This window comes from Pedobacter ginsenosidimutans, from assembly GCF_001442625.1.
Taxonomy (GTDB): domain Bacteria; phylum Bacteroidota; class Bacteroidia; order Sphingobacteriales; family Sphingobacteriaceae; genus Pedobacter; species Pedobacter ginsenosidimutans.
Window position 1 is genome coordinate 228,114 of the sequence record NZ_LMZQ01000002.1, and the last position, 12,219, is coordinate 240,332.

Here is a 12,219-nt window from a genome sequence, read left to right on the forward strand (position 1 = left end):
TTATTTTAAATTTTAATTTGTCATTGTACCCAATATTCTAATTAATTATCAATTCTAGCTAATTTATAATCAGCCTTTTTCAGATAAATAAGCAATTCTGCCAGCCTGTTATAAAATTTATCCGTTCTTCTGGCATCGGTACCGATGTGCAACAACAGGATAAAACCGTTTAAACCACTGGGTTTTGTTTCGTTAAAAGTTGTAATCGATCGATATATTTCATCGCTCGATTGATAACTTTTTCCCATTTCGGGGTAGGTATAATCAGCATTAGATCGTGTGCCCGGAGTGAAATTGATCAATTGTAAGCCCTGTGCTTTGGTCCAGTTGGCTATGGTTTGGTTATACCATTCGTAAGGAGGTAAAAAATAGCTTGCTGCTTCTTTGTTGATTCCGAAGCTGGCCATTGCCTGATAATTGTTTCTTAAATCGGTTTCGAAATCTGTTTTTGTGACCAGGAGACTGTCGCGTTTATTCCAATCGCAGTATAATAAATGCTTGTCAGAATGCGGACCCAGGTAATGTCCATCATTTTTTAGCCTTTTGATCAATGATTGGAAATTAGGGTTCCGGTAAAAATTTCCGGTAAGAAAAAAGGATGCCTTAACTTTTTCCTGTGTCAGCACCCTGCTTATTTTTTCGCCGCCATCAGCATATTCGTCACCCGTAAAAACCAGATAGATTTTCTTTTGGGTAGAATCGCCCCGAATGTTCGCACCCAGGCTATAAGTTTTATAGTCGGGTAGGGGTTTAGCCCGTGCTTCTTTGGCCGCTAATAAATAAATAAGAGATGCTGTTCCGTCCATTGTAGGTTCATTAGTGCTATAATCGCCATAGTCATCATGGTAAACGGCCAGGTCGCTCTGAAAGTCAGCATATTCATCAACATCATTGAGTTTGATCCCGATTAATCCTTTATAAATATTGGTATAAACAGGTCCATCAACCAATCCGCCGTTTATGGGGTAATTCTTTAAATGGGTAAAAGCCGAGTGCGGATCGGTTGGCGTATCTCCCCATTGAGGCAGGCCGTAAACCATACTCGTTCCCCAAGGATTACAACCAAAAAGCCAATCGAAATTAGCCTGTTCCAACTCCGTATAGGTGTTGTCGCCACTTAATGCCGAGTACCAGCTGCACTGTATGGCAAAGGCAACGGTTAAGTTATTACTGCACCAAATAAACGGAACGCCACGGTAAAAGGCATTGTTTTTTGCTCGATTCCAAACTTGCTTAATTCCTTGTTGATAATAACTGATGGCTGTTTTATCTTTTGAATCTTGCTTGGCAATTTCGTAATGACCAAGGTTGATGAATGGATAATATTGATAATGCGCTGCAGTATCTTTTTGTAGCCAGGGTGTGATGCTTTCTTGCTGAGCATAGCTTAAGGCCCGGGCTATTTTCTTTCGGTCGATCTTTTCTCTTCCAAAATTGAATGATGTTTCGGCCAGTTCCATGTCATCAACCCAATTATCTTCAGCATAAATGTAAGGTGATTTTACGGATGCAGTTTGCGTTACCCCAGGTTTTTGTAACGCAAATTTATAAGCGGTTTTTGCCTTTTTGGTAAGCGTTTGGGCATAGGCTTGATCATGCTCTTTAAATAAAACCGATCCTAAATTAAAAGCACTCGTAAATTTAGCAGCTGTAGAGCTGGTTCCGGTGGTGTTGTTCATAAATTTGCCCCGCTGCTGTGTTTCGCCGGTAATAAAATAGAGCGGGCGCTCAAAACCTTTTCCGTATTGACTGTCTTCTTTTGGAATGCGCATACTGATGTGATCACGGTCATCGGCCAGTTGGTTAAACATGATGTTTTTTTGTGGATGCATTTTCAACAGCCAATCCAATCCCCATTTAGCTTCGTCCAGAACATCAGCCAGGCCATTTTTTCCATCCAAACCATTTGCCTGTTGCCGGTCGCTAAATACTTGAGGGAAATCGCGATAAGCCATTAGCAGGTGATAGGCTGCATTTGCCGAAGTAGTTGAATATTGTAGGTAATCGCTGGCATCGTGCCAACCACCGGAAGCATCAAAATGTGTACTGTCTTTAATGCCAGCTTTGGCGCCATATAAAACAAAGCCATCATGGGTATGGCAGCTATCTTTTAAATACGGATTAAAACCGCTCCGTTGCTGCCGCATATATTGTAGGCAAAAATCAGCCGCACCTTTATATACGTTATTATTGATTAATAACAGGGGAGAAACAACACCATTTGCCCTGAGGTAGAAACTCCCTGCGCTTTTAAAATCACTAAAATTTAATCGGGCGGTTTGGCTAAAAGGACCATAGCCGCCAAAGCCTTTAATATTGGTTGAGGTATAAACAATTTTATTGGTTTCCTTTTCTACAATTTCAAATTGGGTTGGAATCTCGCCTGTTTTGCTTGCCCATACTGCAATTTTAATGCTTTCGGTGGGGTAACCAAGCAAATTGATTCTGATCCAGCTTTGTTGGATTTTTCTCTGCGTACCAATAAACGAACATAAGAACCATAGGACAAATGAGAAAGTTAAGGCTAAAAAGAACTTATTTTTCATTATAACGGATGATTATTTCATTTAAAAATAGGGTTTTATCAAGATAATGTAAAAGAAGTAGGTAAACATTTGGAAATTAATCAATCGTTTGATTAATTTTGTGCCGTTAAAAGAAATGAAAACAGAAAAAGTAGATAAAAGACAAGCCATTCTCGATGCAGCTGAAAAGCTGTTTTGCGAGACCGGGTACGAAGGAACTTCAACCCGTCAGATTGCTAAGGAATCCGGAGCAAACATGGCGATGATAAATTATTATTTCGGCTCTAAAGAAGGGGTTTTTGTGGAGATTATGAACGAGCGTATTGCTGGTTTTGCTTCTCAGTTAAAAATCATCAATGAAGATAAGATTTCGGCATTAGAAAAATTGCACAGGGTTATAGAGGGCTATGTAAATAGGATACTGAATAACACTGCGTTTCATAAAATGATGCACAGAGAGCTTTCTTTAACCCAAAGGCCAGAAATGTATGATAAGATAAAAGACGCCATGAGCCACAACATGCAGCTTATCGATCGCATTATTACAGATGGTATTGAAGATGGGACCTTTAACAAGGTAGACGTTCGGATGGTAATCGCCACTATTATGGGCACCATAACCAACATTGTTATCTCTCCCCATAAGGTGATATCATGCTCCAACTTCGACTTGAATAACCCGAAAGATAAAAAAATTATTAAGGAGCGGACAGTCGCTCACTTACAAGATCTAACAACAGTTTATTTAACAACAAAAAAATGATACCCAGATCAATAAGATTAATGCTTGCGGCGTCATTAATTCCGGCAGCTTTATTTGCACAGAGCTCGAAAGAATTAAATATTAACCAGGCAATAGAACTTGGCATAGCCAATAGTAAAAACTTAAAACTTTCTCAAAACAAAATCGATCAGGCTGTTGCGCAGCTGGAGGTTGTAAAAGACAACGTTTTGCCTACCGCAAATGCAAGTTTTATGTACAACCATGCTGAAATACCAACCACTACTTTTGCATTACCAGGTAGCGAATCGTCTTTCCACTTGCCTAAAAGAGCCGATGCTTTTGTGGGAACAGCAGCAGTACAGGAATTGGTGTACGGGGGCGGTAAATTAAGATATGCAAAAGAATCGACCAAATTACTGGCAGATGTTGCGCGTTTAGATGCCGATAAAAGCAAAGAAGAAATCACTTATGCTGTAATTAATACTTATTATTCTCTATATAAGGTTCTGCAAAGCAGAAAAGTGGTTGACCAGAATTTAGAGTCAATTGCAGCACAGATTAAACAGGCACAACGTTTCTTCGAACAAGGTATTGTAACCAAAAACGATGTGTTGCGTTTCCAATTGCAACAGGCAAATGTTACGCTAACACAGATGGATATCGAGAGCAACCGAAAAGTGATTAATTATAACCTGGATATCTTATTAGGTTTACCAGAAGATACCGAAGTGAAAATTGTAGATCCAACAGCTGGTTTAAAAACCCCAGGCTCGTTAAATGAATACATCGGGCAGGCAATGGCTAACCGCCAGGAGCTAAAACAACTTGATGTGCAAAACAAAGTTGCCGATTATAACATCAAAACCATTAAAGCCAACACGTTGCCTACAGTTGGTGTTGGTGCAAACCTATATTATATTAATCCAAGTGGTAAATTTGTTCCGCCAACAAACCAGTACTTAATGCCAATTACTTTGGGCGCTACGGTTTCCTGGAATATCGGCAACCTTTGGACCAACAAGAACAAGGTTAGCGAAGCGAAGATTCAGCAAAGTGAAATTACCATTCAGAAAGATATCTTATCTGATCAGGTAAAAACAGATATCAATAAAAACTTTCAAGGTTATCAGGTGGCGATGAACAAAATCCAGGTATTGGAAACCTCAATTGCACAAGCAACCGAAAACGATAAGTTGTTGGCATCTAAATATAAAAACAATGTGGCTTCGGTTACCGATCGTATTGATGCAGAAACTTTATTGTACCAGGCAAAAATAAACTTAGAGATAGCTAAGGCAGACGCAGGTTTGGCTTACTATACCTTATTAAAATCAACAGGAAAAATAACGCAATAAATACAGCAATGACAACTGAAAAGAAAAAAAAGAACTTAGTAGTACCCATCATTTTAGGTGTTTTACTAGTAATAGGTATAATCTTCGGGATTACTGAATGGAATTATTATAGCAAACACGTAGATACGGATGATGCTCAGATTGATGGCGATATCAGTCCTGTTGTTGCCCGTGTTGGCGGTTATGTTAAGGATATTAATTTTGAAGAAAATACACACGTAACTGCAGATCAGGTTTTGGTTAAACTTGATGATAACGATTACAAGGTTAAATTAGAACAAGCAGAATCTGGTCAGAAAGGTGCAAGTGCAGGTGTTGGTGTGGCGCAATCGCAAATTGTGGCTACCCAGGCAAATACTGGTACTGCAAAAGCAAACGTTGATGCGGCAAAATCAAATGTTGAGGCTGCAAATGTTAAATTAAATTTAGCGCAGAAAGATTACAATCGTTACGAAAACCTTGTGAAAGATGGTTCAATCACACAACAGGCTTTCGATCAGGCTAAGGCAAGTAAGGAATCTGCAGAAGCGGCCAGACAATCTGCTCTGGCGGCATATCGCGCAGCGCAAGATCAATATAATGCTGCGGTTAAACAAGTTGGTACTACACAATCACAGTTGGCAGTGAGCAGCAATGTAATCAGCCAGCGTCAAAGTGATATCGATTTTGCAAAACTTCAATTATCTTATACCGATATTAAAGCCCCTGCAACCGGTATTGTATCTAAAAAGAATGTTCAAAAAGGACAATTGGTTCAGGCTGGTCAATCTTTATTCTCTATCGTGAATGACGGAAGCATTTATGTAACGGCAAATTTTAAAGAAACTCAATTAGAGAAAATTAAAGAAGGTTCTAAAGTAGAAATTGAGGTTGATGCTTATCCAGACGAAAAAATTGAAGGCGAAGTATATAATTTCTCTCCAATTACTGGTGCAAAAGGATCTTTATTGCCTCCTGATAATGCTACCGGTAACTTCGTTAAAGTTGTCCAACGTGTTCCAGTAAAAATCAAAATTCATCCATCAAAAGAACTGTTGGCTAAGTTGCGCCCAGGAATGAGCGTTAAAGCATCAGTATCTACTAAATAATATTAAAATGGCCGAAGTAGGTTTAAAAAAGTGGATTATTACATTTACGGTAATCACCGCTTCATTATTGGAGCTGATTGATACGACTATCGTAAACGTGGCAATTCCACAAATACAGGGAAACCTGGGCGCTACCCTAGAGGATGTGGCCTGGCTTTCTACAGGCTATGCGGTAGCGAATGTTATCGTGTTGCCAATGTCGGGCTGGTTGGGTAACCGATTCGGCAGGAAAAATTACTTTCTTACCTCCATCATCGTTTTTACACTTGTTTCGTTTTTGTGCGGAAACGCCACTTCGCTGAATGAACTTATTTTATTCAGGATTATTCAGGGTTTGGCCGGCGGTGGTTTAATCTCAACAGCGCAAGCTATTTTAATAGAAACCTGGCCACGTGAAGATGTGGGTATTGCAACTGCCTTATTTGGTTTGGGTGCAGTAGTTGGGCCAACCGTTGGGCCAACCATTGGTGGATATATCCTGGAAATCAGTTCGTGGCCCTGGATCTTTTATGTGAATATTCCCGTCGGAATACTCGCGGCCTACTGTACGTACACCTTTGTTCGGGCAACCCCGAAATCAGGGCAGGGGCAACCTGTCGATTGGTGGGGTATCGCATTATTGGCTATTGCAGTAGGTAGTTTACAAACTTTATTAGAAAAAGGGGAGAGCGAAGATTGGTTCGCAACACCATACATTACCGCATTGGCCGTGGCCTCGGTATTTGGTTTACTGCTATTTATATGGCGGGAAATGACCACCGACCACCCGATTGTGAACTTTAAAATTATGAGACACAGAAGTTTCTCTGTGGGTATGTTTACCTCATTCATTTTAGGTTTCGGGTTATACGGTTCGGTGTTCGTGTTTCCGGTATTCTGTCAGAATTTGCTCGGATTTTCACCTTTGCAAACTGGAGAAATCTTGTTCCCGGGTGGTTTATGTACCATTATAATGATGCCTTTTATTGGTATTATGCTTAAAAAAGGTGTTCCGGCACAGATTATGGCAACCTTTGGGATGCTGGCATTCTTCATTTTCTGTTGGATGTTGAGCAATTCGACGCTACAATCAGGAACCGGCGATTTCTTCTGGCCACTGGTAATCAGGGGTGTGGGTATGGCCTTATTGTTTGTGCCGCTAACAACACTTGCTATTCAAGATTTAAAAGGACCAGAAATCGGTCAGGGTTCAGGTTTAAACAATATGATGCGTCAATTGGGTGGTTCATTCGGTATCGCAGCTTTAACTACATTAATTCACATCCGTTCGGGTTTCCACAGAAGTGTTTTATTGGCAAATGTGAACGATTATAACCAACCATTTGTGGACCGTTTTAACGGTTTGATTAAAGGCTTTATGGCAAAAGGACAAACGCTGTTCGATGCCAAAATTATGGCTGCAAAAGCGATGGAAGGAATTGTAACCAGACAAACCATGTTACTTACTTATGACGATGCATATTGGGTTGCAGGATTGATCATGTTGTTCTCCATCCCGCTACTTTATCTTCAAAAGTTTAAGAAAAATGCAAACATTCCTGCCGATGTGCACTAATATTTGCAAAGAAATGCCATAAAAAATGGCAAAAAACAAAAACAGCCGGTGTATATTATTACATCGGCTGTTTTAACCCAAAAAATTAACAATCAATGCAATGCCCTTAAACATTGCAAATGTTCTTACTTAACCACATGGTGGCCAAATAAGATTCTAAAATTAAAATTTATTCTACAATTTTCCAAATAGTAAGCCTTAGAATTTTAATACCTTATGCATTTTTTGTAGTATTACGGTATACAAAACTATTGCATAAGCTATGCCTAAACTTCGTTTAACTACGCAACGAGAATCTATTTTTAATAATGAGGTAATCTCAAAATTCGAACTATTTAACAGTTTATTTCTCACCTTGCCTTTTTACAAAATTAAAGATACCGGAACATTGCTTCCGCTGTTTTTTAAGAGCTGTGAAGAAGGCATTGCAAACGGAGAAAAACCTGCACAGATTATCGAAGAATTTTTTGCCAAGTATACCAGTTATACCAACCCTAAGGATATTGTTGACCTGCTTTTCCGTTTTATCCAGTATATCGAACGTCAGGTGGTGCTTTTTGATGCTGTAGAAGATGCTTCTTTTACCAAGTTAAATACAACTGACGAGCAAAGTACGCTGGCATTCATCTTAAAAAAGAATGCCGATAACAAACCGATGTTATCAAAAATTGAGAAGTTGATTGACGAACTTTCGCTTCGTTTGGTTTTAACCGCACACCCAACCCAGTTTTACCCTGGAAGTGTATTGGCCATTATTACCGATTTAACCAAGGCCATTCGTGATAATGACCTTACTTCGATGAACTCGTTATTGCAGCAATTGGGTAAAACGCCATTTTTTAATAAAAAATCGCCAACACCGGTTGATGAGGCATTAAACCTGGCCTGGTTTTTAGAAAATACATTTTATTTTGCCGCGGCAAACATTCAGGAAGAGATAGACCAGAACCTTGATGAATACAACCTGGAGACCAAGAAAATTTTAGAGCTGGGTTTCTGGCCTGGGGGAGATAGAGATGGAAATCCGAACATTCATGCTGATACCACCTTGGAGGTTTCTAAAATGTTGCGTCAGATTCTTTTCCGTTGTTATTACCGCGATTTCAGGGTAATTAAACGCCGCATCACCTTTAGAGGTGTTGAAGAAAATATCGCAAAACTGCACGACGTATTGTATCTAAATGCTTTCGACCAGACCTGTGAGCTTCATGATATTTCTGATGAACTAAGGGACAACCTGAATAAAATTAAAGAAACATTGTTAGCCGAACACGAAGGTTTGTTTGTTGATCTGGTTAACGATCTGATCCGCAAGATAGATTTATATGGTAACTACTTTGCGTCGTTAGATATTCGTCAGGACAGCCGTGTGCTGAGAAATGTACATACCTATTGCCGCGCAAATAAGCCGATTTCTTCGCTGTATCCTGCCGATTATGATAAACTATCCGAAGCAGAGAAATTAGCTTTAATTTCTTTTAAAGAGGCAACGGTTGTTTATGCCAGTGAGCCCGATGCCCTGACAAAGGATACCATTGAAGTAATCCAAGAAATTAAAGGTATTCAAAGACGTAATGGCGAAAAAGCCTGTCACCGTTTTATTATCAGTAATTGCCAACAAGCGAGCGATATTTTGCAATTAATTGAGCTTTTCCTTTGGAATGGCTGGAGTAAAGAATCGTTGACTATTGATTTCGTGCCGCTTTTTGAAACCGTTAACGATTTAAAGGGGGCAGCTGCAATTATGGATACGCTTTATAGTAATCCATTCTATAAGGCACATTTAGCCAGCCGTGGAAATAAACAGGATATTATGCTTGGTTATTCTGACAGCACCAAAGATGGTGGTTACTTAATGGCCAACTGGTCTATTTTTAACGGAAAAACATCATTATCTGCGGTTTCTGCCAAGCACAATATTCAGCTGGCGTTTTTTGATGGCCGTGGTGGTCCGCCTGCACGTGGTGGAGGTAAAACACACCGTTTTTATGCTTCTATGGGCAAGGAAATTGCGAACAAGAACATGCAGTTAACCGTTCAGGGGCAAACCATCAGTTCTCAATATGGTTCGGTAGAAAGTGCTGAATTTAATATCGAACAATTAATCAACGCCGGATTAACCTCTGGATTGAAAGAGAAACACAATATTCTGTTAGATCCTGAAAATAAGACCTTGCTTGATGAGATGGCCGAAGAAAGTTATAAAGCTTTTGTCGACTTGCGCGAGCACCCATTATTTGTGAGTTATTTAGAGAAGTTGTCTCCTTTAAAACTATTATCACAAGCCAATATTAGCAGTCGCCCGGTAAAAAGAAATGGTGGTGGCGAAATGAAACTCGAAGATTTAAGGGCCATCAGTTTTGTTACCGCCTGGAGTATGCTGAAACAGAATGTTCCGGGTTTCTATGGAATGGGAACAGCTTTAAAAAACCAGGAAAAAGCTGGTAACTGGGATAAAGTGCTTAAAGTTTACCAAGATTCTGATTATTTAAAAACGATTGTAGATAACTGTATGATGAGTATGAGCAAATCAGACTTTACCATTACAGCGCATTTGGCCGCAGATAAAGAATTTGGCGCTTTTTGGACTCAACTACACGACGAATTCGAGTTAGCTAAGGAGATGCTTTTAAAACTCTCCGGACAGCCAACATTAATGGCTAATTATCCTGTAGATAAAAAGTCAATCGCCACACGCGAAAAGATTATTTTACCGTTGGTATTGATCCAGCATTTCGCTTTAGAGAAACTGCAACACGATCAGAACGAGAAAGATCAACATGCTTTAGAAAAGCTTGCAGTAAGAACGGTATTTGGTATTGTAAATGCAGGTAGGAATTTAGCTTAATTAAGCCAAACCCCTAAGGTTTCAAAAACCTTGTAGGTTTATAACATATTTCCAAGGTCTGTGTCCTCGCAGACCTTTTTTTATAATGAAGAAGAATGTTTCAAGCTATCTGGGTTAAAATATCTTTTTCTAACAGGTTTTGTGAAATAAAAGATCAGTGTAAAGAAGTAAAACAAAAGAGGCGAAAGGTTAGCTAAATAAGGAACAGGTTTAATGTTGATCTTTTCACGGCAAAAGAAATAGATGTTAAACCCAAAATCCATTCTCGTTGCGACACTTGCGATAGTAGCGTAAACAAAAAGATCATAAAGGCCATAGACGCATAATAAAACCATAAATAGCCACGATAGCCAGTTACGATGAAAGAACAAAAGGATAATAAATAGCAGTAATGAAATATGAGACCTGTGAAAAAGTAGCTCATGATTCGCAATCATCGTTATTCCATTAATATGATACCGCCGAAAATTATTGTCCAATATCATTTTCCTATTTTGAGTAGCGTATTCATAATCTAAAAGTATCAATTAAATTTTAGTCATGCTCATTCCACTTTGTTTAGGATTGCAGCCCCAGCCAATTAAACCTGATTGGACGAATGCCGATTTAAGCATCTGTTTTTATTTACTTATGGTATGCTTGCTTGTTTCACAGGTTTTCTATCGGCAGCAGGGAAAGCAGGACTGTCAGAACCGATAGAAACGGAACCTTGCTTTCCATAAAAAAACGATAAATAATACTTAAGCGGGATGTTTTGTTAAAAATAGGAAAGATGCTGAAATAAATTCAGTATGACGAGAAGTAGAAGGAATACCAAACAAAAATCCCTCGCTGATTTTCATCAACGAGGGATTATATTTTGAAAAAGCAAGATTAAGCTTTAAAACGATTATCGATCAATCGAACCCATTACCTTTTGGCCGAAAGCATTTAATGCGTCCTTTTCGGCAGCACCTTCACTTACCATCTGGTGTACTTCCAGGGCACCGCAAATATTGGTAATCATTTCGCCCGCAACATCAACTTCGTGTTCGCTAACACCTCTAAATTCGCAAAAAGCCTCTAAAACCTCCAACGTAGTTTCCAGTTGTGCTGGAGTGGTGTTTTGAAATAATTGTCTTATAACCGGAATCTTCATTACTTTATCTTGTTAAATAGTTCAATTAAACCTTCTGCTTTGTTGGTTTGCACCTGATCTACCAAGCTACCGCCTTCAAAAGCTGCGAAAGTTGGTAAATTATCAACGTTTGCAAATTTGCGTGAGTTTGGAAGTTTTTCGGCATCAACAATCAAGAAAGCTACATCTTCATTTTCTGAAGCCAATTTTTTAAACTTAGGCTTCATGATTCTGCAGTTTCCGCACCATGATGCAGCATACTGAACCATAACCTTTGAGTTATCGGCCAAATATTGTTGAAGATTATCTTCTGTTAATTCTAAAAACATAACGTTTTGTTTAATTAGTTAGCGGCTAAATATTCAGCAACGCCAGTTCTGTTCGCATTCATTGCTTCTTTTCCTTCTTCCCAGTTTGCAGGACAAACTTCGCCATGTTTTTGAACGTGAGCATAAGCATCGATTAAACGTAAATATTCTTTAACGTTTCTGCCTAATGGCATATCGTTAACACTTTCGTGGAAAACTTTACCAGTTTCGTCGATTAAGTAAGTAGCTCTGAAAGAAACATTAGATCCTGAGAAAGATTCATTTCCTTCTTCATCATAGTTAACTTCCTGATCTAAAATATCTAAGATACCTGATAATTGTCTGTGTGTATCGGCCAAGATCGGGTAAGTAACACCTTCAATACCGCCGTTATCTTTTGGTGTATTTAACCATGCGAAGTGAACTTCGTTGGTATCGCAAGATGCACCGATTACAATAGTATTTCTTTTTTCAAACTCAGGTAAAGCAGCTTGGAAAGCGTGTAATTCTGTAGGGCAAACGAAAGTAAAGTCTTTTGGATACCAGAACAATAACACTTTGCTATTTTTATTTACAGCCTCTTCAAATACATTGATTTTCAAGTCATCACCCATGTCTGACATTGCATCAATACTAACACTCGGGAATTTTTTGCCTACTATTGCCATAATTTTTTTGTCTTTAATTTTGTGCCACAAA

9 protein-coding genes are annotated in these 12,219 nt (G+C 39.0%); 5 read left to right on the forward strand and 4 right to left on the reverse strand.

The genetic code is table 11. From position 1 onward, the window contains the following. Nucleotides 1–41: 41 nt before the first annotated feature. Entirely contained in the window at nt 42–2,546 is a 2,505-nt protein-coding gene (locus ASU31_RS03560; protein WP_057931019.1) for a bifunctional glycoside hydrolase family 9 protein/polysaccharide deacetylase, read from the reverse strand. Between the two features lie 115 nt (nt 2,547–2,661). On the opposite strand from ASU31_RS03560, the gene ASU31_RS03565 reads away from it, so the two are divergent. The 5 genes from ASU31_RS03565 (at nt 2,662) to ASU31_RS03585 (ending at nt 10,095) form a co-directional block, all read left to right on the forward strand. Beyond that, nucleotides 2,662–3,288: a TetR/AcrR family transcriptional regulator gene (locus ASU31_RS03565; RefSeq protein ID WP_057931020.1), complete on the forward strand. Its 627-nt coding sequence runs from the start codon at nt 2,662–2,664 to the stop codon at nt 3,286–3,288. Further along, nucleotides 3,285–4,604: a TolC family protein gene (locus ASU31_RS03570; RefSeq protein WP_057931021.1), complete on the forward strand. Its 1,320-nt coding sequence runs from the start codon at nt 3,285–3,287 to the stop codon at nt 4,602–4,604. Before ASU31_RS03565 ends, ASU31_RS03570 begins: the two co-directional genes overlap by 4 nt. An 8-nt stretch (nt 4,605–4,612) precedes the next feature. After that, nucleotides 4,613–5,692 carry an HlyD family secretion protein gene (locus ASU31_RS03575; RefSeq protein ID WP_057931022.1) on the forward strand — a complete coding sequence of 360 codons (1,080 nt, stop codon included), beginning with the start codon at nt 4,613–4,615 and terminating at the stop codon, nt 5,690–5,692. A 7-nt stretch (nt 5,693–5,699) separates the two neighbouring features. Further along, nucleotides 5,700–7,247 (forward strand): DHA2 family efflux MFS transporter permease subunit, encoded by a 1,548-nt coding sequence (locus ASU31_RS03580; RefSeq protein WP_057931023.1) that lies wholly within the window; start codon nt 5,700–5,702, stop codon nt 7,245–7,247. Nucleotides 7,248–7,509: 262 nt separating this feature from the next. Next, nucleotides 7,510–10,095, forward strand: a complete 2,586-nt coding sequence (locus ASU31_RS03585) for a phosphoenolpyruvate carboxylase (RefSeq protein WP_057931024.1) — start codon at nt 7,510–7,512, stop codon at nt 10,093–10,095. Nucleotides 10,096–10,984: 889 nt separating this feature from the next. Here ASU31_RS03585 and ASU31_RS03595 read toward each other — a convergent pair. From ASU31_RS03595 to ASU31_RS03605, 3 genes are read right to left on the reverse strand one after another with little or no spacing between them, the layout of a single operon-like run. Further along, on the reverse strand, nt 10,985–11,233 hold the full coding sequence (locus ASU31_RS03595; RefSeq protein ID WP_010599336.1) for a DUF6952 family protein: 249 nt from the start codon (nt 11,231–11,233) through the stop codon (nt 10,985–10,987). Next, the gene (locus ASU31_RS03600) at nt 11,233–11,541 is read right to left on the reverse strand and encodes a thioredoxin family protein (RefSeq protein ID WP_025141703.1); all 309 of its coding nucleotides are present in this window, start codon (nt 11,539–11,541) and stop codon (nt 11,233–11,235) included. Before ASU31_RS03600 ends, ASU31_RS03595 begins: the two co-directional genes overlap by 1 nt. Before the next feature lie 14 nt (nt 11,542–11,555). Continuing rightward, nucleotides 11,556–12,188 (reverse strand): peroxiredoxin, encoded by a 633-nt coding sequence (locus ASU31_RS03605; protein WP_025141704.1) that lies wholly within the window; start codon nt 12,186–12,188, stop codon nt 11,556–11,558. Nucleotides 12,189–12,219 lie beyond the last annotated feature (31 nt).